Origin of the sequence: Phytohabitans maris, from assembly GCF_031085175.1 — a bacterium.
In the GTDB taxonomy this organism is placed as follows: domain Bacteria; phylum Actinomycetota; class Actinomycetes; order Mycobacteriales; family Micromonosporaceae; genus Phytohabitans; species Phytohabitans maris.
Map to the genome: position 1 here is coordinate 31,585 of NZ_JAVHUY010000052.1, position 25,022 is coordinate 56,606.

Annotated in this window: 21 protein-coding genes and 1 pseudogene; 15 read left to right on the plus strand and 7 right to left on the minus strand. The window is 74.3% G+C overall.

The genetic code is table 11. The annotated features are described in order from the left end of the window. Nucleotides 1-11 precede the first annotated feature (11 nt). A complete protein-coding gene (locus RB614_RS37275) occupies nucleotides 12-1,514 on the plus strand; it encodes an FAD-dependent oxidoreductase (protein ID WP_308717415.1) in 1,503 nt (500 codons plus the stop codon). A 579-nt stretch (nucleotides 1,515-2,093) separates the two neighbouring features. Here RB614_RS37275 and RB614_RS37280 read toward each other — a convergent pair. Then, on the minus strand, nucleotides 2,094-3,095 hold the full coding sequence (locus RB614_RS37280) for an aldo/keto reductase (protein WP_308717416.1): 1,002 nt from the start codon (nucleotides 3,093-3,095) through the stop codon (nucleotides 2,094-2,096). A 67-nt stretch (nucleotides 3,096-3,162) separates the two neighbouring features. Between RB614_RS37280 and RB614_RS37285 the strand changes: the two genes are divergently transcribed. The 3 genes from RB614_RS37285 to RB614_RS37295 are packed head-to-tail and all read left to right on the plus strand — an operon-like array spanning nucleotide 3,163 to nucleotide 6,588. Continuing rightward, a complete protein-coding gene (locus RB614_RS37285) occupies nucleotides 3,163-4,668 on the plus strand; it encodes an aldehyde dehydrogenase family protein (protein ID WP_308717417.1) in 1,506 nt (501 codons plus the stop codon). A 10-nt stretch (nucleotides 4,669-4,678) separates the two neighbouring features. After that, nucleotides 4,679-5,761 (plus strand): zinc-binding dehydrogenase, encoded by a 1,083-nt coding sequence (locus tag RB614_RS37290; protein WP_308717418.1) that lies wholly within the window; start codon nucleotides 4,679-4,681, stop codon nucleotides 5,759-5,761. Next, nucleotides 5,761-6,588, plus strand: a complete 828-nt coding sequence (locus RB614_RS37295) for a VOC family protein (protein ID WP_308717419.1) — start codon at nucleotides 5,761-5,763, stop codon at nucleotides 6,586-6,588. The genes RB614_RS37290 and RB614_RS37295 overlap by 1 nt, the downstream gene beginning before the upstream one ends. A 41-nt stretch (nucleotides 6,589-6,629) precedes the next feature. Here RB614_RS37295 and RB614_RS37300 read toward each other — a convergent pair whose 3' ends face one another. From RB614_RS37300 to RB614_RS37310, 3 genes and pseudogenes are all read right to left on the minus strand, one after another. Beyond that, on the minus strand, nucleotides 6,630-7,988 hold the full coding sequence (locus RB614_RS37300; RefSeq protein WP_308717420.1) for a PucR family transcriptional regulator: 1,359 nt from the start codon (nucleotides 7,986-7,988) through the stop codon (nucleotides 6,630-6,632). Between the two features lie 103 nt (nucleotides 7,989-8,091). Beyond that, a complete protein-coding gene (locus tag RB614_RS37305) occupies nucleotides 8,092-9,339 on the minus strand; it encodes an FAD-dependent oxidoreductase (protein ID WP_487379843.1) in 1,248 nt (415 codons plus the stop codon). Nucleotides 9,340-9,548: 209 nt separating this feature from the next. After that, nucleotides 9,549-10,640 (minus strand): annotated as a pseudogene (locus RB614_RS37310) (FAD-dependent oxidoreductase); the annotation flags it as partial. Between the two features lie 216 nt (nucleotides 10,641-10,856). On the opposite strand from RB614_RS37310, the gene RB614_RS37315 reads away from it, so the two are divergent. The 8 genes from RB614_RS37315 to RB614_RS37350 all read left to right on the plus strand — a co-directional run bounded on the left by RB614_RS37315 (nucleotide 10,857) and on the right by RB614_RS37350 (nucleotide 19,928). Continuing rightward, the gene (locus RB614_RS37315) at nucleotides 10,857-12,506 is read left to right on the plus strand and encodes a right-handed parallel beta-helix repeat-containing protein (protein WP_308717422.1); all 1,650 of its coding nucleotides are present in this window, start codon (nucleotides 10,857-10,859) and stop codon (nucleotides 12,504-12,506) included. Between the two features lie 216 nt (nucleotides 12,507-12,722). Continuing rightward, entirely contained in the window at nucleotides 12,723-13,037 is a 315-nt protein-coding gene (locus RB614_RS37320; protein WP_308717423.1) for a putative quinol monooxygenase, read from the plus strand. Further along, nucleotides 13,037-13,999 (plus strand): alpha/beta hydrolase, encoded by a 963-nt coding sequence (locus RB614_RS37325; protein ID WP_308717424.1) that lies wholly within the window; start codon nucleotides 13,037-13,039, stop codon nucleotides 13,997-13,999. Before RB614_RS37320 ends, RB614_RS37325 begins: the two co-directional genes overlap by 1 nt. A 96-nt stretch (nucleotides 14,000-14,095) precedes the next feature. After that, on the plus strand, nucleotides 14,096-14,935 hold the full coding sequence (locus RB614_RS37330) for a hypothetical protein (protein ID WP_308717425.1): 840 nt from the start codon (nucleotides 14,096-14,098) through the stop codon (nucleotides 14,933-14,935). A gap of 144 nt (nucleotides 14,936-15,079) precedes the next feature. Next, nucleotides 15,080-16,198, plus strand: coding sequence for a class I mannose-6-phosphate isomerase (locus RB614_RS37335; RefSeq protein WP_308717426.1), 1,119 nt, complete (start codon nucleotides 15,080-15,082; stop codon nucleotides 16,196-16,198). 173 nt (nucleotides 16,199-16,371) lie between these two features. After that, complete coding sequence (locus RB614_RS37340) at nucleotides 16,372-17,436, plus strand: hypothetical protein (RefSeq protein WP_308717427.1); 1,065 nt, start codon at nucleotides 16,372-16,374, stop codon at nucleotides 17,434-17,436. 27 nt (nucleotides 17,437-17,463) lie between these two features. Then, a complete protein-coding gene (locus RB614_RS37345) occupies nucleotides 17,464-18,522 on the plus strand; it encodes a potassium transporter TrkA (RefSeq protein ID WP_308717428.1) in 1,059 nt (352 codons plus the stop codon). A 29-nt stretch (nucleotides 18,523-18,551) separates the two neighbouring features. Beyond that, nucleotides 18,552-19,928 (plus strand): DUF6002 family protein, encoded by a 1,377-nt coding sequence (locus tag RB614_RS37350; RefSeq protein WP_308717430.1) that lies wholly within the window; start codon nucleotides 18,552-18,554, stop codon nucleotides 19,926-19,928. A gap of 27 nt (nucleotides 19,929-19,955) precedes the next feature. Here the strand turns inward: RB614_RS37350 and RB614_RS37355 are convergent, their stop codons facing one another. From RB614_RS37355 to RB614_RS37365, 3 genes are all read right to left on the minus strand, one after another. Continuing rightward, nucleotides 19,956-20,429: a Crp/Fnr family transcriptional regulator gene (locus tag RB614_RS37355; RefSeq protein WP_308717431.1), complete on the minus strand. Its 474-nt coding sequence runs from the start codon at nucleotides 20,427-20,429 to the stop codon at nucleotides 19,956-19,958. A 117-nt stretch (nucleotides 20,430-20,546) separates the two neighbouring features. Continuing rightward, on the minus strand, nucleotides 20,547-21,557 hold the full coding sequence (gene gap, locus RB614_RS37360) for a type I glyceraldehyde-3-phosphate dehydrogenase (protein WP_308717432.1): 1,011 nt from the start codon (nucleotides 21,555-21,557) through the stop codon (nucleotides 20,547-20,549). Nucleotides 21,558-21,575: 18 nt separating this feature from the next. Further along, the gene (locus RB614_RS37365) at nucleotides 21,576-21,899 is read right to left on the minus strand and encodes a DUF1876 domain-containing protein (protein WP_308717433.1); all 324 of its coding nucleotides are present in this window, start codon (nucleotides 21,897-21,899) and stop codon (nucleotides 21,576-21,578) included. Between the two features lie 243 nt (nucleotides 21,900-22,142). Here RB614_RS37365 and RB614_RS37370 point away from each other — a divergent pair, with 243 nt between their 5' ends. Genes RB614_RS37370 through RB614_RS37380 form a run of 3 tightly spaced genes read left to right on the plus strand, consistent with a single transcriptional unit; the run spans nucleotide 22,143 to nucleotide 25,014 of the window. Then, nucleotides 22,143-23,309: a Rossmann-fold NAD(P)-binding domain-containing protein gene (locus tag RB614_RS37370; protein WP_308717434.1), complete on the plus strand. Its 1,167-nt coding sequence runs from the start codon at nucleotides 22,143-22,145 to the stop codon at nucleotides 23,307-23,309. Next, complete coding sequence (locus tag RB614_RS37375) at nucleotides 23,306-23,617, plus strand: NAD(P) transhydrogenase subunit alpha part 2 (protein ID WP_308717435.1); 312 nt, start codon at nucleotides 23,306-23,308, stop codon at nucleotides 23,615-23,617. Before RB614_RS37370 ends, RB614_RS37375 begins: the two co-directional genes overlap by 4 nt. Beyond that, a complete protein-coding gene (locus tag RB614_RS37380) occupies nucleotides 23,614-25,014 on the plus strand; it encodes an NAD(P)(+) transhydrogenase (Re/Si-specific) subunit beta (protein WP_308717436.1) in 1,401 nt (466 codons plus the stop codon). The genes RB614_RS37375 and RB614_RS37380 overlap by 4 nt, the downstream gene beginning before the upstream one ends. Nucleotides 25,015-25,022: the final 8 nt, after the last annotated feature.

Genomic DNA, 25,022 nt, shown 5'->3' on the forward strand with positions numbered 1-25,022 from the left:
GGGGGCCCCGCGTGTACTTCTCCAGCCAGTTCGACCGCTCGTACGACGTGGTCGTCATCGGTGCCGGCACGGCCGGTGCCAGCGCCGCGATCAGCGCCCACGAGGCGGGCGCCGAGGTGCTCGTCGTCGACAAGCAGCCGGCCGAGGGGCGCCGCCCCAACAGCCGGTACGCCGCCGGCTACTTCGTCGTGCCGCGCGACGTGGACGGCGCCGCCGCCTACCTTCGCGCCATGTACGCCGTCAACGGCGAGCTCTCCGACGTGGACCCCGCGCTCGTCCGCACCTGGGCGGCGGAGACCGCGCTCAATCCACAGTGGCTGGCCCTCCAGGGTGCCCCGTCCGGCAAGGTCTTCGAGGGGGGCGAGCACACCACACTGGACGGTCACGAGTCGATCGACATCCATCGTGGAGAGTGGGCGCCGGGTACACCGGTCACCGGCTGTCCGGTTTTCACCGCGCTCGACCGGCGGATGGCCGCGCTCGGCATCGACGTGGCGTACGGCGCGACGGCCCGGTGGCTCCTCACCGACGCCGGCGGCACGGTGACCGGCGTACAGGTCTGCCTCGACGGCCAGACCCTGGCGATCCGGGCCGGGCGGGGCGTGGTGCTGGCGGCCGGCGGCTACGAGTTCGACGCCCGGCTCAAGCGCCAGTACCTGCCCATGACGCCGGTGCACTTCTACGGCAGCCCCGCCAACACCGGCGCCGGCGTGACCATGGCGACCGAGGTCGGCGCCGAGCTGTGGCACATGAACACCTGGCCCGGCTACCTCGTCGCGCACCAGCCCGCGACCGGCTACCCCGGCGGTCTCCCCATCGACCTGTGGGCCGCCGGCGGCTTCGCCGCCCCGCCCGGCGCCGACCTGGCCGGCGGCTTCTTCGCCGACGGGAGCGGCCGCCGCTTCACCCGCGAACCCGGCCGCCAGCACACCCTGCACCTGGAGGTCGCCGGGATGGACGCGCGCCGCCTGGTCCGCCCGAGGATCCCGGCCTGGTGGGTCTTCGACGAACGCCGCCGCGTCAAGGGCCCGCTCCTCTCCACCCGCATGGGCCCCGCCGGCCCGGTCGGCAACGTGGCGTGGAGCGGTGACAACCTCGCCGAGATCGACCGCCAGTGGGTCCGCCGCGCGCCGACGGTCCGCGCGCTGGCCGCGCTCTGCGGCATGGACCCGGACGCCCTGGAACGCACCGTCGCCGCGTACAACGCCGCCTGCGCGTCCGGTGTGGACGGTGACTTCGGCCGCCCCGCGCACACCCTCACCCCGCTCGCCGACCCGCCGTACTACGCGCTCGCCCTCTGGCCCGGCGGCTCCAACACCAACGGCGGCCCGCGCCGCGACCCCGACGCCCGCGTCTGGTCGGTGCGCGGCGCGCCGATCCCCGGCCTGTACTCCGCCGGCGAGCTCGGCTCGATGTACGGCCTGCTCTACCCGGCCGGCGGCGGCAGCATCGCCGAATGCCTCGCCTTCGGCCGCATCGCCGGCCGCAACGCCGCCACCCGCAAACCCGACTAGCCGCCGTCCGTGGGCGGGGGCCTCCACTGCCGGCCCCGCGGGCCAAGCCCACCCCCGGCGCCGCCCGCGCGACGCGCGTCGCGCCCTCGACCGCGGTGTCCGGCCGATGCGACCCCGCGGAAGCGACCGAGCTGCGCGCACAGACGGGGCAGCCAGGCGGGCCCGGGCCGGGCCGCGACCGATCAAGGACGCCCGGGCGGCCGTCGAGATCGTGGTATGCAACCGCCCCTGTGCGGGCGGATCCGTACCACGATCTGCTGGGACGGCCCGCTCTCGAGCGGTGAGCTCGGGTCGAGGCCCGCGCGCCCTGCCCCTCGGCAGAGCCCAGTCCATGATCGGCTCGGAGTCGGCTGGCCCGCCCGGACGGGGCCTGTCGGGGCCGGGTGGGTTGCGGTTGCCAGGCGCGGAGAGTGAGGCCGCGGGAACGCACCCCAAGAAAACGCTCCACTGCGCTCCACGTTTCCCCGGGGACCCCGCGCAACGGTCCGGACCACGACGGGCATCGCGGTAGCTCATGCCTTGGAATGGGTCCTCTGGCACGAGAGCGGGCGCGGACGGCGTGGTGGCGCGGGCGAAGTGTTACCAGGAGTAGGCCTCGGGGGCTGGGCCGGGGCCGGGGAAGATGTCGTCGAGGCGGGCCAGCAGGGCGGCGTCCAGGCGGACCTTGAGCGCGCGGGTCGAGGCCTCGAGCTGCTCGACGGTGCGCGGGCCGATGATGGGGGCGGTCACGCCGGGGCGGGTGAGCAGCCAGGCGAGCGCGACGTCGGCCGGGTCGTCGCCGGCCTCGGCGCAGAGGTCCTCGTAGGCGGCGATCGCGTCGCGGTGCCTGGCCAGCTTCTCGAAGCGCTCGCGCCGGTGCCGGGCGATCTGCGCGCCGGGCAGCGGGGTGCCGACCCGCGACTCGCGTTCCTTGCGCAGGACGCCGCCGAGCAGCCCGGCGTCCAAAGGGGACCAGGGCATCATGCCGATGCCGTAGTCCTGGCAGGCTGGCAGCACTTCGAGCTCGGCCGTCCGTTCCAACAGGTTGTAGATGGTCTGCTCGCTCACGATGCCGGTGAAGTTGCGCCGCCGGGCCGCCTCCTGTGCCTTGGCCAGGTGCCAGCCGGCGTGGTTGGAGGAGCCGACGTAGACGATTTTGCCCTGCCGCTGGAGCAGCTCCATCGCCTCCCAGATCTCGTCCCAGGGGGTCGTCCGGTCGACGTGGTGCATCTGGTAGAGGTCGATGTGGTCGGTGCCGAGCCGGCGCAGGGAGTCCTCGCAGGCGCGGCGGATGTGCAGCGCGGAGAGGTGGCTGTTGTTGGGCCAGGGGTCCATCGCGCCGTACAGCTTGGTGGCCAGCACGGTCCGCTCGCGCCGGCCGCCGCCCTTGGCGAGCCAGCGGCCGATGATCCGCTCGGTATAGCCCTCGCCCGGCCGCCAACCGTACACATTGGACGTGTCGATGACGTTGACGCCCAGCTCGTGCGCGCGGTCCATGACCGCGTGGGCCTCGTCCTCGTCGGTCTGGGTGCCGAAGTTGTCGGTGCCGAGGACGAGCCGGCTGACCGTCAGTCCGCTGCGCCCGAGATGGGTGTACTCCATCGCCCGCCCCTCTGAGATTTACAACTATCGGACACCGAGTCCTATATCTGATGGTAACATCCTCGGCATGTCCGATGATCTCGCGCCGTGGGTCGAAAAGGCCAGGCTGCCGGCCGCCCACTGCTTCCTCGACGGGCGGCTGCGCGGCGGTGGCGGCGCGCGGTTCGTGACCCGGCATCCGGGCAACGGCGCCGCGCTCGCCGAGGTCGAGGCGACCGGACCGGCGGAGCTCGGGCGGGCGGTGGCGGCGGCCGCGGCGGCGCAGGGCGACTGGGCGCGCACCTCGCCGCACGCGCGGGCCGCGGTCCTGCGCTCCGCCGCCGACCGGCTGGAGGCCGCCGCCGACCGGCTCGCCTGCCTGGTGGCGCTCGACAACGGCAAGACCCTCGCCGAGGGGCGCGGCGACGTCACGGTGGCCGCCGCGCTCCTGCGTACGGCGGCCGGCTGGGCACCGACCCTGGAGGGCTCGACCTACCCGGCCGACGGGGGCACGCTGCGGATGAGCTGGCGCGAGCCGGTCGGCGTGGTGGCGGCGGTGATCCCGTTCAACGCGCCGCTGATGTTCACCGCGCAGAAGGCCGGGCCGGCGCTCGCCGCCGGCAACGCGATGGTGCTCAAGGCACCGGAGCAGGCACCCCTCGCCGCACCCGTGCTCGCCCAGGTCCTCGGCGAGGCCGCGCTGCCGCCGGGCGTACTGCAGGTGGTGCAGGGCGACGGCGAGGTGGGGCGGCTGCTGGTCGAGCACGAGCGGGTGGACATGGTCTCGTTCACCGGCAGCACCCGGGTCGGTCAGCGGGTGATGACCGCGGCCGCCGCCGGGATGAAGCGGCTGCTGCTGGAGCTGGGCGGCAAGTCGGCCAACATCGTGTACGGCGACGCCGACCTCGAACCGGCCCTGCACGCCACCCTCGCCGGCATCTTCCGCAACGCCGGCCAGCGCTGCTTCTCCGGCTCCCGCCTGCTGGTCCAGGAGGAGGTCGCCGACGAGGTGCTCGACCGGTTGACCGCCCGCGCGGAGAAGATCCGGGCCGGCGACCCGTTCGACCCGGCGAGCCAGATCGGCGCGCTCATCTCCACCGCCGAGGCCGAGCGGGTGCTCGGCATGGTCGGCGCGGCGGCGGCCGCCGGTGCCCGCGTCCGCTGCGGCGGCACCCGGCCGGCCGGCACCCACCCGGGCGGGGCGTTCGTCGCGCCGACCGTCGTCGAGGTGCCGCGTGGCCTCCCCGCCGACCTGCCGCTGCTGCGCGAGGAGGTCTTCGGGCCGGTGCTCGCGGTGCAGCGGTTCGCGGACGAGGCGGACGCCGTCGCGCTCGCCAACGACTCGCCCTTCGGGCTCGCCGGCGGCTGCTGGACCCGCGACCTCGACCGCGCGCTGCGCACCGCCCGCGCGGTCCGCACCGGATACTTCTGGATCAACTCGTACGGCGCGCTCGCCCTCGACGCGCCCATCGGCGGGTACAAGTCGTCGGGCTTCGGGCGCGAGCTGGGCCGGCCCGGCCACGAGGCGTACACCGAGGTCAAGACCGTCGTCGTCGACACCGAGGCGGCCGCCGCGCCGCCCTGGTTCGGTTAGGAGCTTGCGCATGGCAGCAGCCACCTTCCGCGCCGCCGTGGTACGGGCGGCCGGCGCACCGCTGCGCGTCGAGCCGGTGACGTTCGACGAGCCGGCGGGCGGGAACGCGCTCGTCCGGGTGACCGCGTGCGGGCTCTGCCACAGTGACCTGCACTTCATGGCCGGCACCTCCGGCCGCGACTTCCCGTACCTGGTGGGGCACGAGGTCACCGGCGTGGTCGAGCGGGTCGGCCCGGACGTCACCGGCCTCTCCCCCGGCGACACCGTGGTCGTCGCGCCGATGGTGGCCTGCGGGACGTGCCGCCAGTGCCGGGCCGGGCGGGCCGCCGCGTGCCCGGCGAAGCTGCCGCGCAACCCCGCCGGGCGGCTCGCCGACGGCGCCGCAGCCAACCGGGTGCTCGGCATCGGCGGGCTCGCCGAGCGGGTGGTGCTCCCCGCCCGCCAGCTCGTACCCGTGGACCCGCGGCTGCCACCCGCGATCGCGGCGCTGCTCGGCTGCGCCGTACCCAGTGGGTTTGGCGCGGCCGTGCACACGGCGCGGGTCGGCCCGGCGGACGACGTCGTGGTGATCGGGTGTGGCGGGGTCGGGGTGGCCGCCGTCGCGGGTGCGGCGCATGCCGGCGCCCGGCGGGTCGTCGCGGTCGACGCCAACCCGCGCAAGCTCCCCGCTGCCAAGCGCTTCGGCGCCACGGACGTGGTCGACGCGGGCGCGGTGGACGCCGCCGAGGCGGTACGCGAGCTGACCGGCGGCGCCGGCGCCGACGTGGTCATCGACGCGGTCGGCGGGGCGCGCACGTTCACCGCCGCGCTCGCGATGCGCGGGCCGGGCAGCCGCGTCGTCGTGGTGGGCGCGCCGCAGCCGGGCGAGGTGGCGGAGCTGGGGCTGCGCCCACTCTTCCTGACCGGCGGCCGCATCCAGGTCTCGATCTGGGGCGACTGCGTGGCCAGCCGGGACATCCCGCTCCTGGCCGGCCTCTACCTGAGCGGCAAGCTCCCCCTCGAAGTCGGCGAGACGTTCGGCCTCGACGCGGCCGGCGACGGCTACCACAGCCTGGAGGCCGGCGAGACGCTCCGCCCCGTCGTGGTGTTCTGATGCCCAGGATCGGGTACGTGGGCGTGCGGTCCGCGGCCCACCCGGAGTGGAAACGGTTCGGGCCGCGGGTGTTCGGCTTCGAGTGCGGGCAGCGGGCCGACGGCACGGTGCGGGTACGGTGGGACGACCGCGCGTTCCGGCTGGCCGTCCACCCTGGACGGAGCAACGGCCTGTGCTACCTCGGCTGGGAGGTCGACGCGGACGAGTCGCTCGACGAGATCGCCGCCGCGCTGGCCGGCCGGGGGCACCCGCCGCGCGAAGGGTCGCCCCGGCTCGCGGCCGAGCGGGCGGCCGGGCGGGCGGTGTGGTTCGAGGACCCGTTCGGGCTGCGGCACGAGCTGGTCGAGGGGCAGGCGCGGTGGCCCGGCCCGTACCGGGGGCACCGGAAGACGTCGGGGGCGGTCACCGGCGAGTTCGGCATGGGCGACGTGGTGCTCGACGTGCCCGACCTCGACCGCGCGCTCACGTTCTATCTCGACGTGCTCGGCATGAAGGTCTCCGACGCCATCCACCTGGGACCGCCGCTGGGCGAGATGTGGATCCTGCGCTACCACCCGCGGCAGCACAGCCTCCGTCTACTGGAGACACCCGGCCGGCACGGCCTGCGCCACCTGGTCGTGGAGGCGCGGCATCTGTCCGATGTGGAGACCGCGTGGGACGTGGCCCGGCGCGAGACGGACTCGTTCATGAGCCCGGGGCGGCGGGCGTCGGACAACATGCTGCTGTTCCGGGTACGGACGCCGGCCGGCTTCGACATGTGCTACGGCTGGGGCGCGGTCCGGGCCCGCAACGACGACGGTTGGGCGCCGCGCTATCTGGTCCGCTGACCCGCGCCGTCGCCGAGCGCCGTGGCCCGAGGGCCGGCCCGTCAGGGCAGGTCGCCGAGTGCTTCGAGGATCTCCAGGGCGACCTGCATGGCGAGCCGGTCGCGGTAGCTGTCGAGGTCGTGCCCGGTCAGCTCGGCGACGCGGCGGATGCGGTAGTTGACGGTGTTGGGGTGGACGTGCAGGATGCGCGAGGCGCGCTGCGGGCTGTTGTTCTCCCGGAAGTAGGTGCGCAGCGTGGTCAGGTACTCCTCGCCGAGGCCGCCGAGCACCTCCCGGGCGAAGCGGCGCAGCTGCCCCACGTCCGGCACCTGGAAGAGCAGCCGGCGCACGCCCAGCTCGTCGAAGACCACGACCGCGCCGTGCCGGCCGAGCCGCTGGGTCGCCTCGGCGGTGCGGCGCGCCTCCTCGTACGAGCCGGCGATCTGGACCGGCTGCCGGCAGACGCCGCCGACCCCCACCGTCACCGCGACGCCGGGGAAGAGCGCGCCGATCCGCTGCACGCACATCCCGCCGAGCTGGCTGGCCCGGCCCTCGCTCCGCTCGCGCACAGCCGGGCCGGCAGGGCTGGGCGCCGGCGGCCGTCGGCCCGGGGAACCGGGCGGCGTCGCGGGATCCGGCGAACGCCGGCCAGGGGAGGACGGCGCCGGGCCGCCCGGCTCGGCGAGGACCGCGACCACCTCCGCGTCGCGTACCGAGATGATGCTCCCCGGCGCCTGCGCCCCGAAGAACCGCCCGGTGGCGACGGCGGCCCGCTGCACGAGCGCCCGCCCCTGCTCGGTGTCGCCCGGCGGCCCGGCCAGTGCCACGAAGACCGCGCGGTGGTCCACGTCCCGGTCGTAGCCGAGGTGCTGGGCCCAGCGGTTGGTCTCCTCCTCGCTCCGCGCCGACCCGGACAGCACCCCTTCGACCAGGTCGTCGCGGACCTCGCTGGCCGCCGCCGCGACCACCCGGTCCCGGCCGAGGATGACGCCGCAGATCGTGGCGGCGTGCTCGGTCAGCTCCTCGCCGCGCCCGTCGCCCTCGGGGACGAGCACCAGCAGGTACGCGGTGACCTGCTCCCCCACCACGACCGGCGCGACCATGAGCGCGCGCCGGTCGGCGGGGTGCGGCGCGCGGACGACCCGGCGGGTGCTGGCCGCCTCGGCGAGGGCCGGGGTGAGCCGGGGGTGGATGAGGTTGTCCTGGGCGTACCGGGCGGTCTCCGGGTACGACTCGCCGGGCGCCGCCGCGGCCAGGATGCCCATCTTCTGGCTGATGACCACGGCGGTGGCGGCGGCCCGCTCGGCGACGAGCTGGGTCACCGTGCCGAGGTCGGCGTCCTGCGCGGCCAGGCCGGAGAGCTGGCGGTAGATGGCCACGAGGCTGCGCAGCGCGCGGTTCTCCTCGCTGATCTCAGCCATGATCAGATCCTACGGGCGCTTCCCCGCTCGCGGGTGATCGAAGCTCCCCTCAAGGTGTTCTAGCGACTTGAGGGGAGCTTCGATCACGGCCAGGCGCGAGCTCCTACGGGGTGGTGAGCACCCAGCGGGCCGCGTCGGCGATGACGTACCCGTCGGTGGCCTCGGTGCGGATCAGCAGGCTGCCGGCGCCGCCCGCGGCGAACGCGTACGAGCCCATCGGGACCCACTGCCCGCCGTTCGACTGCTGGTCCACCACCAGGCTGGCGATGCCTCCACTGTGGACGATGTCGACCGGCACGTTGGTGGCCCGGTTGGGGTCGGCCGTCCATCGTAGATAGACCTGGTACGTGCCGGCGGTGGGCAGCGCCGGCGTGAAGCGCAACCGGTTGACCCCCTTGGCCGTGTTGCCGTCGTGCTCGTAGTCCACCCCGTAGTAGCCGCCGGTCGACGTGCTCGACACCCACGTACCGTCCCGGGTCACGCCGGCGTCCCGGCCGTCCACGATGTACTCGCCGGGCCCGGGCGGCGGCGGCCACTGGAGCAGCTGGCCGTCGGCGAGCAGGCGGGCGCGGAGCCTCGCGTACGGCACCCGTTGCACCGCCGAGCACGCCTGGAGCGCCAGCACCGCCGCGGTCGCCGCGGACTGCCCGAGGATCATGAAGACCGGCTCCATGCGGATCGACCCGTACGCGATGTGGCTCGCCGACAGGCAGACCGGCACGAGCAGGTTGGCGCACTGGGCCTCCAGCGGCACGATCGCGCGGAAGCTGATCCCGTACGGCGCGGGCACGCCCACCTGCACGTCGCCCTCGTTGCGCACCAGGCCGGAGACGACCACGCGCTGGCAGTTGTGCGAGTCCATCGTGTAGCTGGCGAGCCCCACCGGATCGGGCGCGACGGCCTGTCCCCGGCAGTCCCGCTCGGTCATCACGTACCCGGCGCGCATGCGGCGCGCCTCCCGCACGTAGAGCTGCGGCGGCCACCCGCCGGTCGCCGTGAACTCGTCCGCGGCCAGACCCCACGACGCCGTCGCGGAGCGGATCGACTCGGGCAGCCGCGGGTCGTTGGCCAGAAACCACATCAACCCCTGCTGGTACGCGGCGTGGTCGGCGGCGATGCTCTCCCGGGCCGGGTAGGAGGCGGTGGGGTACGCGTAGTTGGCGCCGATGAAGTCGGTCGAGAAGGCGCCGTTGTTGTTGGAGTCGGTCTTGCCCCCGCCGACCCCGTGCGTGGTGAAGAACGGCCCGGTCGCGCCCGCCTGGATGTAGCGCGCCAGCAGCTCGTACCGGACGGGGTCGTAGCCGTCCGGGCGCGGGAACGGGATACGGTCGGCCGCCCGGGTGAGGCACATCCGGTAGTTGTAGGCCTGATGAGGTCGTCGCCGGAGCCGGTGGGCGCGAGCGGCCGGGCGGAGACGCCGGGGAGCAGTCCGCTGGCCGGGTCGCCGTCCACCACGTACGGGGAGACCGGCAGCGTGAACTGGTGGCCGCCGCGCAGCTGCACGCCGTTGAGGGTCTCGCCGTAGGTGGCGTTCCCCTCCCGCCCCACCGCCCAGGCGACCCCGGCCCGGTGCATCAGGTCCCCCTCGTACGACGCGTCGACCCACATCCGGCCGCGGAACGCCTGCCCGTTGCTCGCGGCGGCCAACACGATGCGGTTGCCCGCCTTCGCCACGCGGGTCAGCCGGACTCCGAAGTAGACGGTCACGCCCGCCTCGGCGAGCAGGTCGTCGAAGACCGCGCGCGCCACGTGCGGTTCGAACGTCATCCGCGTGGGCGAGGTCGGCGTGACGGCGGTGCCGTTGTACTTCGCGTAGATCCGCCGGTAGAACTCGCCGGCAATCCCTTTGATCGAGCTCGCGGTGCCGCTGTCGGTCTGGCCGAGCCCGCCGGTGGTGAGCCCGCCGAGGTGGCGCGACGGCTCCAGCACGACGGCGGTGCGCCCCATCCGCCGGGCCTGGATCGCCGCGACCAGCCCACCGGCGGTGGCGCCGTAGACGACGAGGTCGGCGGTGACGAGCGGTGCCGCCAGGGCGGCCGGCGCGAAGCCGGACACGCCGGCGGTGGTGACGACGACGGCACCGCCGACGCGCAGCAGCGTGCGGCGGGACAGGGACGAAGGCATGCGGCGCTCCTCGCACAGCCGGACAGGGACCCGGGAGCGCGCCGCCGCACCCATCGATAATTTTAATCGCGTTTCCCGGTCGAGGCGAGACCCCGGCCGCTTTCGCTGGTGCGGATCCAGAGCGTCGACTCTTGGGCTACCGCGACGTCCGCGGTGGTCCGGACCGTCGCGCGGGGTCCCCATCCGCGGTCCCACAACCCACCGGCCGTCCGGCCGCCGAGACGACCAGCGGTACCACAAGTACGTTATGCGGGTCCCATAAGGTATCTGGGGTACCGCTGGCCAAGGCTCAGCCCCCGATCGACGGCGACCGGCCGGGCGCGTCGGCGGCTTGTCCGGCCGCGGGGCTTCCGGCCCAGAAGCTCGCTCGTCGCGGTGACGCCCGACCCACCTCGCCGGTCGTGCGGGCCCGGGACGGGTGGGGTCGTGAAACGGCGGAGGGTGAGGCCGCGGGAACCCAAGCGCTCCAGGTCTCCCCGGGGATCCCGCGCGACGGTCGGGACCACCGCGGACGTCGCGGTAGCTCATGTCGTGGTGGGCAGGCGTAGATCCGCGGGCGACTTTCCGTTGTCGGCGGCGTGGGTGGGGCGTCTACCAGGGTGCCGGGTCTGTTCCGGCACTCTCCCACGTGCCGCCGCCACGCCGCGCGCCCATCGAGACACCGCGACCCCCTGGGGCGTCACGGGCTTCGCTGGCAAGCGCTTTCCCTGGCGGCGGCCCCCCACGATCCAGGAGGTCAGAGGGATGGCACAGCACAACCGGACCGCCGGCCGGGCCGGCACCGGCTGGCGGTTGGCGGCCGCGGCGACGGTCGCGATTGCCGCGGCGGGCGCCGGCGTGGTCGGCGCGGTGTCGGCGCAGGCCGCCGCCGGCTGCCAGGTCACGTACGCGATCGGGTCGTCGTGGTCGGGCGGGTTCGGCGCCAGCATCGCGATCACCAACTACGGCGCGCCGATCAACGGCTGGACGCTGACCTGGACCTTCACCGCCGGCCAGGCGGTCACCCAGTCCTGGGGCTTCACCGCCAGCCCGGCCAGCGGCGCCGTGACCGCGCGCAACGCCGACTACACCGCGGCCATCCCCACCGGCGGGACGGTCAGCGGCGGCTTCAACGGCACGTGGAACAACGCGTCCAACCCGGTGCCGGCGAGCTTCACGCTCAACGGCACGGTCTGCGCCGGCCAGGTCGACCCGACCACGGCACCGCCGACCGGCCAGCCGCCGACGACCGCCCCACCGACGACCGCGCCGCCCACCACGGCACCGCCCACGACCGCGCCGCCGCCGGCCAACTCGCTGATCGTCGCGCCCAACGGCAACGACGCGAACCCCGGTACGCTCGGCGCGCCGCTCGCCTCCCTCGCCCGCGCGGTCGAACTCGCCACGCCGGGCACCACGATCGCGCTGCGGGCCGGCACCTACCAGTTCAGCACCAACGTACGGATCATGAAAGACGGGACCGCCGCCAGCCCGTACACGGTCACGAACTACAACGGCGAGCGGGTCGTCCTGGACGGCGAAAACCTGCCGCACACTCCGGCACCGGTCGGCGGCAGCATCCCCAACCTCGAACGCGGCGTGCTGCACATCGAGGCGGACCACTGGCGCTTCCGCGGCCTGGAGATCGTCCACGGGCCGTACGCGATCTTCTGCCGGGACTGCAACAACAACGTCTTCGACCGCCTGGTCACCCGGGACAACTACGAGTCGGGGCTGCAGATCCAGAGCGCGTCCAGCAACAACCAGGTGCTCGACCTCGACTCGTACGGCAACCGCGACCCGCGCAAGAACGGCGAGAGCGCCGACGGGCTGGCCATCAAGGAGGGCTCCGGCACCGGCAACGTCGTGCGCGGCGCCCGCCTCTGGAACAACTCCGACGACGGCTTCGACGCCTGGCTGTTCACCTCCCCGATCCTGATCGAAAGCTCAGCCGCGTGGGGCAACGGGGTCAACCGGTGGAACCTGCCGGACTACGTGGGCGACGGCAACGGCTTCAAGATGGGCGGCGGCGACCCGGACCCGCCGGCCAACCACACCATCCGCAACAGCTTCGCCTTCGACAACGCGGTGGGCGGGTTCATCGACAACGGCAACCCGGGCACCATCACCGTCGACCGCAACAGCGCCTGGCGCAACGGTGACGGCGGCTTCAAGTTCGCCAACTCCACCTCGCGGCTGACCGGCAACCTCGCGGTGGCCAACGGCGCCGGCGTCTCCCTCGGCAACTCCACCAACACCGGCAACTCCTGGAACATCAAGAGCTCCTGGAGCGCCGCCGACCTCGCCAGCACCAGCTTCACGACGCTGACCGGACCGCGCGACGGGAACGGCGGCATCCGCTCCTCGAACTTCCTGCAACCGACCGCCTACCCCAACCTCGGCGCCCGCATCTAGTGATCTGTGTGATCGAAGTTCCCCTCAAGTCGTTCTAGCGACTTGAGGGGAGCTTCGATCACCGGGGCATCACGCTCGGAATTCTCGCTATCGGCAGGATCGTGCAAGGGTCCGCGAGCATCGGTCTACGGCTCGGGCCGGCGCGCTGGTGTACTTGGATCATCAGGCGCCACCGGGTGCCGATCCACATTCCACTGTCGATACAGGAGGGTCGCCATGAAGGCCACCTACGGCTTCCGGGCCACGATGACGGCGAAGCCCGGCAAGGGGGACGAGCTCGTCGACCTGCTGCTCAGCGGGCCGACCGAGGGGCCGGCCGCGGACGACGCGTGCGTCGTGTTCCTGGTCACCCGTTCCACGTCCAACCCCGACGTCGTGCACCTCGTCGAGGGGTGGGCGAGCGAGGAGGCGCACCAGAAGGTGTTCGAGAGCGAGGCGGCCAAGGCGTACACGGCGCGGTTCGGGCCGCTGCTCGACGGCGAGTCCCAGTACGGCGACGAGGTCCCGGTCGGTGGAAAGGCGAACCTCTGATGGCCGCCCGACCCGGCGTCGACCCCGAGCTCGGCGCGCTGCTGGCCGCCATGCCGCTCGGCGGCACGCTCAGCACCGAGCTCCTCGCGCAGATCCGCCCGCTCGCCACGGTACCGGCGCAGACCGCCCTTGACGGCCGCGCGGTCGAGCGGCGCGACGTCACCGCGCCCGGCCCGGACGGCGCGGAGATCCCGCTCACCATCCTCAGCCCGGCCGGCGCCGACCCCGCCACGCCAGCGCCGCTGGTCTACTGGGCCCACGGCGGCGGGATGGTCATGGGCGACCGCTTCTCGCAGATCGACATCCCGCTCGACTGGCTCGACCTCTTCGGCGCGATCGTGGTCACCGTGGACTACCGGCTGGCGCCCGAGGTCGGCGGCGCCACGCTCGTCGAGGACTGCTACCACGGCCTGCTCTGGGCCGCCGGGCACGCCAAGGAGCTCGGCGCCGACCCGGACCGGATCGTCGTGGCGGGCGCCAGCGCGGGCGGCGGCCTCACCGCCGGGCTCACGCTGATGGCCCGTGACCTGGGTACCCCGGCGATCGCCGCCCAGGTGCTGATCTGCCCCATGCTCGACCACCGGGGCGTCACCGCGTCCAGCCACCAGTTCTCCGGCGAGCCGGGCGTCTGGACCCGGGAGATGAACGAGTTCGGCTGGCGCTCGGTCCTCGGCGACCGCACCGGCGGCGACGTGCCCGCGTACGTCTCCCCCGCGCTCGCCGACGACCTCTCCGGGCTCCCCACCACGTACGTCGACGCCGGCTCGGCCGAGGTCTTCCGGGACGAGGACGTCACGTACGCCACCCGGATCTGGGCGGCCGGCGGCCAGGCCGAGCTGCACGTGTGGGCGGGCGGCGTGCACGGGTTCGACGCGCTCTTCCCGGCGGCGCGGATCTCGACCGCCGCGCGGGCCGCGCGCAACGCCTGGCTGGCCCGGGTCCTGAACCACCAGGATCGGTGACGGTCACTTTGTCCTGATAACGACAGTCGCCCTGCTTGCCGCGAGCACTCGGATTGGATGTGATTGGTCCGATCTGTTCACATCGCGGAGGATGGGATGAAGGCCTCGCGGCGCTACCTGCCGTCGCTGCTCTCGGCGGTGGCGCTGGCGGCCTGCGGCTCCGGCGGCGCACCCCCGCGCGGGACCAACCTGGCCACCCTGGTCAGCTCGAACAGCTGTACGGTGCGCGCCGCGGCTGGTGGCACGGCGGTCGACGTGGAGTTCGGCGTGCTGTACGTCAGCCCGGAGCCGGACCCGCCGCGGGTCGAGATCGAGGTCGCGGCGACCGGCGAGGTGAGCGCCACCAGCACGGCCACGCTCGACCAGGGCATCACGCGGGTCACCGTCCGGCTGCCGCTGACGGGGGCCGGGACCGCGCGCACGTACCAGCAGCGGATCGCGATCGACGCGGGCGAGGCGGTGGCCGAGTTCGACGAGAGCGAACGCGACAACGGCCTCGTCGTCCTCGTACCGGTGCCGGCCGCGCCACGGGCGGACACCGAGGTGCCCTGCCGCTTCGTCCACCCCGGCGACCCGACGCCGCCACCGGTCGAGCCGGCCAACCCGGTCGTCCTCGACCTCGCGTCCAGCCTGGCCCCCGCGATACCCGCGCCCGGCGCCCGGTTCACCGTGCGGCTGGCGTTCACCAACCGCAGCACGCTGGCCGCGGGCCCGGTCACCGCCGTCGTCACGATCCAGCGGACGGACGGCCGGGGCCCGCGCGAGGCGTTCCGGGACACGCTGGCGATCGGCGGCCTCGCCCGGAGCACGGTGGCCGAGACGGCCGTCGAGCGGGGCCTGCCCACCGGCGGCTACTCGCTGCACGTCGAGATCCGCCCGGCCGCCGGCTCGAACGTCCGCCCCCGCACCTACCCCGACCGCCCCTTCGCCATCTAAGCCCGAAAGAGCACCGGCGGCGCTCCCCCACAGCGGTGATCGAAGCTCCCGTCAAGTCGTTCTAGCGACGTGACGGGAGCTTCGATCACCGGGCCATGCGCGGGCTCTCGGGTGCGGCGGCGGGTGCGTCTCTATGGTGGGGTGGTGGCACCGCTGCCGCTGCCGGCCAACACGCCGCGGTCGTTCTACCGCGGCGCGGGGCGCCTGCACGCCTTCCGGGGGATCGCGGCGCCGGACGACCCCTACTACCCGGAGGACTGGATCGGCTCGACCACCAGCCGCTTCGGGCAGGCGCCGGCCGGGTTGACGGTTCTGCCGGGCGGGGAGTCGCTGGCCGCGGCGGTCGCCGCCCGGCCCGGGTGGTGGCTGGGCGAGGAGCACGTGGCCGCGCACGGCGCCGACCCGACCGTCCTGGTCAAGCTGCTCGACGCCGGCCAGCGGCTGCCGCTGCACGTCCACCCGGACCGGCGGTTCGCGGGTGCGCACCTCGCCTCGCCGTACGGCAAGACCGAGGCGTGGGTGGTCCTCGAGGCGGGGCCGGACGCGTTCGTCCACCTGGGCTTCGCGCGGGACGTCTCCGCGGCGGAGCTCGCCGGCTGGGTGGCCGGCCAGCGGATCGGCGAGATGCTCGCCGCGACCAACCGGGTGCCGGTCCGGGCCGGCGACGCCATCCTCTGCCCGGCCGGGCTGCCGCACGCGATCGGCGAGGGCGTCCTGCTCGTGGAGGTGCAGGAGCCGACCGACTTCTCGGTGCTGCTGGAGTGGGAGGGCTTCACCAGCGGCCCGGACGCCGGCCACCTCGGCCTCGGCTACGACCTGGCGCTGTCCTGTGTGGACCGTCGAGAGTGGACGCCGGAGCGGCTGCGTGGGCTGTGGGGGTCGGGCGGGGCGCGTCCACTGCCGGCGGCGGCCGACCCGTTCTTCACCGTCGAGCGCCTCCGCCCGGCCGCGACAAGCCCGCCGGAGCCGGCGAACGCGCCAGTGCGGCCGAGCCCGACCGAGCCGCCGGGCGCGCCAGGACGGCCGAGCCCGACCGAGCCGGCGGGCGCGCCGGAGGCGGTGAGCGTGCTGGAGGCGGTGAGCGTGCTGGAGGCGGGGTTCTCGATCCTGGTGGTGACCGCCGGCGCGGGCTCGCTGGAGGCGGAGCACGGGGCGCCGCTGACCGTCCGGGCCGGCGACACGGTGCTCGTACCGTTCGGCGCGGGACGCTGCGCCCTGCGCGGCCCGGTCGAGGCCGTCCGCTGCGCGCCGTCCCGGGCGTGACCCGGGCGTCCCTGGTGGACGGCCGCACCGGCGGCCCCCGGACCGGGGCGCGGCGGCCCGTGGCGGCCCGCCGACCGGGTGCCGGGGAGCGCTCCACCATGGATGATCTTGTTCGGAGTGCGGGCATTGGGTAGTGTCGCCTCACCCTTGGGGAAACACGGGTGGGAGGGCGGATGCGGTCGTTGCAGCTTGCCCGGTTCGTCCGCGCGCTGCGCTGGATGGTCCGCCGCCCCGGGTGGCTCCTGGTGACCGGGCTCGGCCTGGCGACCGCCCTCGCGCTGCTGGTCTACGGGGCCGCCGGCACCGGCGACGGCGTGCCCAACGCGGCGCTCAACCTCGGCACCAGCATGCTCGGCGCCCTCATCACCGTCGCCGTGATCGGGCCGATCATCCGGTACGTGCAGGAGGGGACGGTCCGCGAGCACGGGCGGCTCGACTACACGTGGTTCAGCGACCAGGTCACCGACGCCACCCAGCAGGTGCAGATCCTCACCACGTTCTCCAACGTGCTGGACCACCCGGCGACCGACCGGTTCCTGCGCGGGCTGCGCGCCGCGCTCGGCCGCGAGGCGCAGGTGCGGATCCTGCTGCTCAACCCCACCTCGCTCGCCGCCGACCTGCGCCAGCAGGAGCTGGCCGGCGGCCACGTGCGCCTCTCGGTGCAGCGCGAGATCATGCGCAACCTGCGCCGCCTCGCCCCCTTCGAGGCCGAGCTGGGCGAGCGCGACCGGACCCGCTTCCACGTCCGGCTCTACGACGCCTCCGCCTCGATCACCCTGTACCGCTGGGACGACCGCGCGCTCGTCTCGTTCCTGCCGATCGGGCGCTTCTCCGAGTTCGGGGCGCAGCTCGAGGTGACCATGCGCTCGCCGCTGGGCGAGTTCATCGAGCAGCGCTTCGAGGAGCTGTGGGACGACCGGGCCACCATCACGATGGCCGACTTCCTCCACCTCGGCGTGACGCTGGTCGAGGAGGACCACACCGCCCGGCACCTCCAGGCCCGGTACGTGGAGCACGAGGAGGTCTGCTATGTGGTGCACAGCGAGGTGCTCGCGGCGATGGCCCGGCGCCCGCCGAGCCTGCGGGCCTTCCTGCGTGGCGACCCGTCGGTGTTGCATGATCTGGTTATCGTGGACAGCCAGGATCCGGAGCTACACGAGGCTCTGGACATGGCCTTCGTGGAGAAGTACGACGTACACGCACACTCCTTCGTGGGCCTGCTTCCGCTGCCGGCGTGACCGGGCCGCGACGTGATCCTCGCCGTCGTGGGCAGCGGGTCGCTCGCCCGGGCCACCTGCCTCGCACTGTCCACAGCGGACACTTCGGCCGGCTTGTCGGTGGTCCTGCTCGCCCGCGACGGCAAGGCCGCCGCCGGCATCTGTCACATCGCGGGGGTACGCGCGGCGCTGTCCCGGCGGCCGGTGCGCTTCACCGCGGTACCCGTCGATCCGACCGACCCCGCCGCGGTGGGTGCGGCGCTCGCGGCGGCGGCGCCCGACGGCGTCCTGGTCTGCGCCTCCACCCAGTCGCCGTGGGAGCCCGCCGACCGCCCCTCGGCCTGGACCGCGCTGCTGCGCCGCGCCGGTTTCGGGCTGACCCTGCCGTTCCAGGCGCAGGTGGCGCTCGCGGTCGGCGCGGCCCTGCGCCGCTCCCACCCGGCCGCGTTCCTGGTCAACGCCGCCTTCCCGGACGCGGTCAACCCGCTGCTCACCGCCTGTGACGTGCCGGTGGTCTCCGGGGTGGGCAACGTCGCCATCCTCGCGGCCGCCCTGCAGGCCGCGCTGGGCCTGCCCGACCAGGCGCGGCTGCACGTGATCGGCCACCACCTGCACCTGCACGCCCCCGCCGACCCGGGCGACGAGGCGCTGGTCTGGCTCGACGGCACCCGGCTCGACGGCGTCACGGACCTGCTCGCCGCGGACCGCTCGACGGGCGACGGGCGCGGCCGCAACGACGTCACCGGCCTGCTCGCCGCGGAGCTGGTCACCACCCTGCTCACCGGCGCGACGCGGGACACCCATCTGCCCGGTGTCGCGGGGCTCCCCGGCGGGTACCCTGTGCGGATCACCGCGGGCGAGGTCGCGCTGCGCCTGCCCCCTGGCGTCGACCGGGACCAGGCGGTCGAGGCCAACAGGAGGTGGGCCCTGCGGGACGGCGCGCTCGTCGAGGACGGCCGGGTGCGGTTCGGGCCGTCGGTCGCGGGCGCGCTCGCGCCGCTGCTGCCGGCGTACGCGGAGGGCTTCGCCGCCGGCGAGGTCGCCGAGGCCACCGCGGCGTTCCAGGCCCTGCGCGAGCGGCTGCGGTCACAGCCGGTGACGAGTTGAGCCCCGGACCATCGGAGAGGAACCAGCCCGTGCGTAACCCCACCGTGCCGCCGATGACCTCCGGCAACCTGCTGCTCGACTTCTACGACCGGCTGCCCGAGGTGGTCGCGCACTGCGTACCCGACCCGGCGCCGGTCGCCGACCCGGTCGTCTTCTCGCCCGGTTTCGCCCTCCCCGAGCTCGACGACGCGGTCCGCGCCTTCCTCTCCGCCGCCACCGCGCGCTGGCAGCCGGTCGGCGAGTACCGGGGGCACCGGGTCACGCTGCTCGACCTCACCGGCAACCCCGGCACCCACACCACCAAGACGTACGCCTCGCTGCTGATCGTGGCCCGGGCGGTGGCGCACATCCGGCGCACCGGACGGTCCCTGATGATCGTCTCGCCGACCTCGGCCAACAAGGGCGTGGCCCTGCGCGACGCGGTGCTGCGGGCGCTCGACGCCGGCCTGGTCGGCCCCGAGGAGCTGCGGGTGGTCACGCTCGCCCCGCAGTCCGGCCGGCACAAGCTGCGCGCCAGCCGGCTCTCCACCGACCCGGCGCTGCGCGCGCTCAACCCCCAGCTGCTCTACACCGGCAAGGAGCCGGAGGCGGTCAAGTCGCTCGCCCGCGACTACGTGCGCGAGCACGCCGCCGCGTGGCACGCCCGCGGTGTGGACGTGTGGTTCTCGCTCGAACTGAGCAACTACATGGTGGCAGACGCCAGCCGGGCCCTCTTCGAGCAGCGGGTCGACCCGATCGACGCGGCCGCCCGGCCGCGGCTGCACGCGCACGCGGTCTCGTCCGCGTTCGGCCTGCTCGGGTACCACGCCGGGCGGTCGCTGCTGGAGGCCTCGGGCGCGGCGAGCGAGGCCAGCCGCCCGGCCAGCCTGCTCGTGCAGCACCTCGCCACGGCTGACATGGTGCTCTCGCTGCGCGCTGCGGCGGGCGCGGCTCCCACCCCGCCGGCGTACCCGCTGGACCCGGCGACCGGCCTCTTCCGCCAGGCCGGCGACGACCCGCGCTTCCCGGCGACGACGTACGACCCGGGCGAGGTGCTCGACGCCACGTTCTACACCCACCGGCCGGTCACGTCCGGCCCGATGAACGAGATCATCGCCCGCTTCGGCGGCGACGGGATCGTCGTCTCGCTCGCCGAGTGCGTCGCCCGCTACCCGTACCTGCGTACCTGGCTCGGCGCGGCGCTGCCGCTGCTGCCGGCCGACTTCCGGACGTTGCGGGAGTGGTCGACGGTGATGGCGTTCACCGGCGTGACCAACGCGATCGACCGCGGCCTCGTGGCGCCCGGCCGCGACGTCGTGGTGCACGGCACCGGCTGCTACGCCGACGCCAACCTCGAACCGCTCTGCGGCGACGGCCTCGTCGAGGTGGCGGACCCGGCCGACATCGCCGCCGCCGTCCGCCCCTGACCCCAGCCTGGCGGGCCGGGTCGGGGGTCAGGATGCCTGGAGCTCCGGGTAGCCGTAGAGGTCGAGCAGGCGGGTGCGGGTGGCCTGGAGGCGGTCGAGCATGACGGCCATGAAGCGGCCGGTGAGCTCGTACCCGAGCTCGGGGTCGTCGGCCATGAGGTGGCGGACGCCGGCGGCGTTGAACTCGATCGCCCGGACCGGCTCGACGGCGACCGCGCCGAACTGCCACTGCCGGGGCGGGAAGAGCCAGGACCAGCCGAGGACCGAGCCGGGTTCGAGCGTCTCGATGACCACGTCACCGCGGCCCGGGGTGTTCAGGTCGAGCGCGACCCGCCCGGTGCGCAGCAGCCAGAAGCGCAGCGCCGGCCGGCCGGCCGTGAAGAGCCGGTGGCCGAGGTTGCGGTAGACGGGGTGCGCCCAGGCGGTGAGCCGGTCCAACGAGGACGGCGCCAGGCCGTCGAGGAACGGATGCTCGGCGAGCAGGGTGCGCGTGCTGGTCATGGCTGGTTCCCTTCCTGAGTACGCCGTCGGGCTCGGCGATGGGGCCGAGCCCGACTCGCCTGGCGCCGGCGGTTGGTTCGTCTTGGCCGCTCCCCCGGGTGATCGGGATGGTGGTCGTCAGCCCTTGCCGGCGATCAGTGTGGTGAGGTCGATGAGGCGGTTGGTGTAGCCCCACTCGTTGTCGTACCAGCCGAAGACCTTGACCAGCGTCCCCGACGACTGGGTCAGCGCGGCGTCGAAGACGCACGAGGCCGGGTCGCCGACGATGTCGCGGGAGACCAGTGGCCGGTCCGCGTAGCGCAGCACGCCGGTGAGGGCCCCGCTGGCCGCCGCCGCGAACGCCTCGTTGATCTCGGCGACCGTGGCCGGGACGGCGAGCTCGGCGGTCAGGTCGACGATCGAGCCGTCCTCCACCGGCACCCGCAGCGCGACGCCGTCCAGCCGCCCGGCCGCCAGCGGCAGTACCAGGCCGATCGCCTTGGCCGCGCCGGTGCTGGTCGGGATGATGTTGACGGCCGCCGAGCGGGCCCGGCGCAGGTCCTTGTGCGGGGTGTCGAGCACGGCCTGGTCGTTCGTGTACGCGTGCACGGTGGTCAGGTAGCCGCGGGAGAGGCCGAACGCGTCCTGCAGCACCTTCACCATCGGCGCGGCGCAGTTGGTGGTGCAGGAGGCGGCGGAGATCACCTGCTGCGCCGGGTCGTAGTCGGAGTCGTTGACCCCGAGCACGATCGTCGCGTCCACGTTCTTGCCCGGTGCGGAGATCAGCACCCGCCGCGCACCGGCCTTGAGGTGCCCGGCCGCCGCGTCCCGGGTACGCAGCTTGCCGGTCGCCTCGATCACGAGGTCGACGCCGATCCGCGCCCAGGGCAGCCGCTCCGGCTCGCGCTCGCGGAACGTCGCGATCCGGCGGCCGTCGACCACGATGTTCGTGTCCTCGAGGCTCACCTCGGCGTCGAGCGGGCCGAACGTCGAGTCGTACGCCAGCAGGTGCGCCAGGGTCGCCGGTTCCCACAGGTCGTTGACGGCGACGACCTCGTACCCCTCTTCGACGAGCCTCCGGTCGAGCAGCCCGCGAAGGTAGTTGCGACCGATCCGGCCGAACCCGTTGATCGCGATGCGGTAGTTCATCTTCGTGCCTCCGGTGTCTCAGTAGGGCTGGTGCGCGCCCCTCCGCGTGATCTGCTCGATGTCGCCGGCCGCCGCGTCCAGCAGGCGGTGGGCGAGGTCGGACAGCGCCCGGGAGACGGCCAGCTCGTCGCCGATCTCCGGCACCTCCGGATCCACCGGGTTGCGCCGTGCGACACCCGAGCCGGTCAGGCCGACCCGGTCCGGCGTGTGCAGCCGCGCCTCCGCGCGCGTGCGCCGTTCGTCGTCGTGCTCGTCGATGAAGATGTCGACGGTCCATCGCTTCGCGCGGGTCATCGTGACCACCTCCACGTACAGCGTGTCGACCGCCGGTGCGCTGCTCACAGGGTCGAAGGTCCCGCTGACACGTTGCACTGGGCCCTGCCGGACCCGCCGTGCCGGGAGCAGCGTGTGGGGTGTGACGCCCGCCGGGAAAGGGGCGGAACCCCGGCACCGGGGTGGTAGCGCGTGGTTCCTCGAACCACCAGACCCACCGTCGCCAAGACGGACTACCCGATGCCGGGGACCGGAACGCAGGGCCCGGCGGGCGTCGCCGACTGATGGGCCACTGACGGAGGAGTGCGGGCGATGGGCGGTCTGACCGTAGCGGTTCCGCATGAGGCGGCGGTGGGCGAGCGCCGGGTGGCGCTCGTTCCCGACGGTGTACGCGAGCTCCGGGCCGCCGGGCTCACGGTCCTGGTGGAGTCCGGGGCGGGCGCGGCGGCGTTCTTCGCCGACGACGCGTACGCGGCGGCCGGCGCGCAGATCGTGACCGCCGCCGAGGCGTACGGACGGGCGGATGTCGTGGTCAGCGTCGGGCGCCCGGCCGACCGCCTGCGCGGCGGGCAGACCGTGCTCGGCCTGCTGGCCGCCACCGGCGACCCGCCGTACCTGCGGCGCCTGGCCGACCTCGGGGTCACCGCGGTCTCCTTCGAAGGGCTGCCCCGCCGGCTCAGCCGGGCCCAGCCGATGGACGCGCTCACCTCGCAGGCGAACGTCTCCGGGTACAAGGCGGTGCTGGTGGCCGCGAACGCGTACGGCGGCTACTTCCCGATGCTCGTCACCGCGGCCGGCACGGTACGCCCCGCGCGGGTGCTCGTGCTCGGGGCCGGCGTCGCCGGACTGCAGGCCATGGCGACCGCGCGGCGGCTCGGCGCGGTCGTCTCCGCGCACGACATCCGCCCCGAGTCGCGCGACGAGGTCACCTCGGTCGGCGCGACGTTCCTGGACCTGACCGCGCCCCCCGCTCGGGGCCGGGCGGCCGGGGCCGGCGAGGGCGGGCCGGTGCCCGACGGCGCCGGCGAAGGCGGCTACGCCCGCGCGCTGACCTCCGGCGAGGAGCGGGCCGAACGGGCCGCCCTGGCGGCGCACCTGGCCCGGCACGACGTGGTCATCGCGACCGCGCTGGTACCCGGGCGCCGCCCGCCGCTGCTGGTCGACGAGGAGTCGGTCAAGGCGATGGCACCGGGCTCGGTGATCGTCGACACCGCGTGCGGCCCGCTGGGCGGCAACGTGGAGGTGGCCCGGCCGGACACCACGCTGCTGACCGACGAGGGTGTCACGGTGATCGGTGCCGGAAACCTGGCCGCGACCGTCCCCACCGCGGCGTCGCTGGCCTACTCGCGCAACGTCAGCGCCCTGCTGCGGCACCTGGTCCGCGACGGCGCGCTGGCGATCGACCCGACCGACGAGATCCAGGCCGGCGTGGTGCTGACCCACGGCGGCCGTACCGTCCACGAAGGAGCACCGTCGTGAGTGCCGAGCTGCTCGCCACGCTGAGCATTTTCCTGCTGGCCCTGCTGGTCGGCTTCGAGGTGATCGGCAAGGTGCCGGCCACCCTGCACACCCCGCTGATGTCCGCGACCAACGCCATCCACGGCGTCATCCTGGTCGGCGCGATGCTCGTCGCCAGCGTCGCGGACACGGCCGCCGACTACGCGCTCGGCTTCGTCGTGGCGGCGTTCGCGGCGATGAACGTGGTCGGCGGGTACGTGGTCACCGACCGCATGCTCGGCATGTTCCAGCCGCCGAGCAAGGCAGTGAGCGAGGCGAGCAAGCGATGAGCACGGTCGAGACCCTGGTACGGCTGGCCTACCTCGCCGCCGCCACCTGCTTCGTGCTGGGCCTGCACCAGATGAACGCACCGTCGACCGCCCGGCGCGGCAACCGGCTCTCGATCGCCGGCATGCTGCTCGCGGTCGCCGCCACCCTCGTGCTGCTGGTCGACTCCGGCGGGACCACGGCGGCCGGCTGGGCGGTCCTCTCCGCCGGGGCGGTGGTCGGTACCGTCGCCGGGCTCTGGGCCGCCCGGGCCGTCCCGATGACCGCGATGCCGCAGCTGGTCAGCCTCTTCAACGCGGTCGGCGGCGGCGCCGCGGCACTGGTCGCGATACCCGAGCTGGCGCCGCCCGCCGACGCCGCGTCGGTGCGCGTACCGGCCGCCCTGGACATCGTCATCGGCGCGGTCACGTTCGCCGGCTCGCTGGTCGCGGCCGGCAAGCTCCAGGGTCTCGTTCCCGGCCGTCCGGTCGTCTTCCCCGGGGCCCGCGTGGTCGGCGGCGGCCTCGCGCTCGCGGCCGCGGTGGCCGCCGGCGTGCTGATCCGCGGGTACGGCGGGGGCGCGGCGGTCGCCGTCCTGGCGGCCGCGGCCCTCGCCCTGGGCGTCGCGCTGGTGCTGCCCATCGGCGGCGCGGACATGCCGGTTGTGATCTCACTGCTCAACGCCTTCACCGGTACCGCCGTGGCGATGGCCGGCTTCGTCACCGACAACAGCGTCCTCGTGGTGGCCGGCGCGCTCGTCGGCGCCTCGGGTGCCATCCTCACCGCGCTCATGGCCGCCGCGATGAACCGCTCCCTGGCCGCGATCCTGGTCGGCGGGTACGGCACCGGCGACGGGGGCGGCGGCCCGGCCGGCTCCGCCGGGGCCCCGGTGCGGGCGGTCACGGCCGACGACGCGGCGATCCAGCTCGCGTACGCCCGCCGGGTCGTGGTGGTGCCCGGCTACGGGCTCGCCGCCGCCCAGGCACAGCACGCGCTGCACGAGCTCGCCACCGTGCTGGCGTCCCGGGGCACCGAGGTGACGTACGCGATCCACCCGGTCGCCGGGCGCATGCCGGGCCACATGAACGTGCTGCTGGCCGAGGCGAACGTGCCGTACTCGCAGATGCAGGAGCTGGACGCGGCGAACGCCACGCTCCCCCTCGCCGACGTGGCCCTCGTCGTCGGCGCGAACGACGTGACCAACCCGGCCGCCCGCCGCCCCGGCAACGCCATCTCCGGCATGCCGATCCTCGACGTGGACCGGGCCGCCGCCGTCATCGTCATCAAGCGGTCGATGGGGCACGGGTACGCCGGCATCGACAACGAGCTGTACACCGACCCGAAGACCGGCATGCTCTTCGCCGACGCCCGGGCCGGCCTGACCGCCCTGACCGCCGCGGTCAAGACGCTGGTCGGCTGAGGAGGCCG

What these genes read in the sequence shown, in the direction of transcription:
- RB614_RS37280 (WP_308717416.1), bottom strand. Translation starts at nt 3,095, where the DNA reads ATGGAGTACACCCATCTCGGGCGCAGCGGACTGACGGTCAGCCGGCTC.
- RB614_RS37285 (WP_308717417.1), top strand. Translation starts at nt 3,163, where the DNA reads ATGTCCGATGATCTCGCGCCGTGGGTCGAAAAGGCCAGGCTGCCGGCC.
- RB614_RS37290 (WP_308717418.1), top strand. Translation starts at nt 4,679, where the DNA reads ATGGCAGCAGCCACCTTCCGCGCCGCCGTGGTACGGGCGGCCGGCGCA.
- RB614_RS37295 (WP_308717419.1), top strand. Translation starts at nt 5,761, where the DNA reads ATGCCCAGGATCGGGTACGTGGGCGTGCGGTCCGCGGCCCACCCGGAG.
- RB614_RS37300 (WP_308717420.1), bottom strand. Translation starts at nt 7,988, where the DNA reads ATGGCTGAGATCAGCGAGGAGAACCGCGCGCTGCGCAGCCTCGTGGCC.
- RB614_RS37305 (WP_487379843.1), bottom strand. Translation starts at nt 9,339, where the DNA reads ATGTGCCTCACCCGGGCGGCCGACCGTATCCCGTTCCCGCGCCCGGAC.
- RB614_RS37315 (WP_308717422.1), top strand. Translation starts at nt 10,857, where the DNA reads ATGGCACAGCACAACCGGACCGCCGGCCGGGCCGGCACCGGCTGGCGG.
- RB614_RS37320 (WP_308717423.1), top strand. Translation starts at nt 12,723, where the DNA reads ATGAAGGCCACCTACGGCTTCCGGGCCACGATGACGGCGAAGCCCGGC.
- RB614_RS37325 (WP_308717424.1), top strand. Translation starts at nt 13,037, where the DNA reads ATGGCCGCCCGACCCGGCGTCGACCCCGAGCTCGGCGCGCTGCTGGCC.
- RB614_RS37330 (WP_308717425.1), top strand. Translation starts at nt 14,096, where the DNA reads ATGAAGGCCTCGCGGCGCTACCTGCCGTCGCTGCTCTCGGCGGTGGCG.
- RB614_RS37340 (WP_308717427.1), top strand. Translation starts at nt 16,372, where the DNA reads ATGCGGTCGTTGCAGCTTGCCCGGTTCGTCCGCGCGCTGCGCTGGATG.
- RB614_RS37355 (WP_308717431.1), bottom strand. Translation starts at nt 20,429, where the DNA reads ATGACCAGCACGCGCACCCTGCTCGCCGAGCATCCGTTCCTCGACGGC.
- gap (WP_308717432.1), bottom strand. Translation starts at nt 21,557, where the DNA reads ATGAACTACCGCATCGCGATCAACGGGTTCGGCCGGATCGGTCGCAAC.
- RB614_RS37370 (WP_308717434.1), top strand. Translation starts at nt 22,143, where the DNA reads ATGGGCGGTCTGACCGTAGCGGTTCCGCATGAGGCGGCGGTGGGCGAG.
- RB614_RS37380 (WP_308717436.1), top strand. Translation starts at nt 23,614, where the DNA reads ATGAGCACGGTCGAGACCCTGGTACGGCTGGCCTACCTCGCCGCCGCC.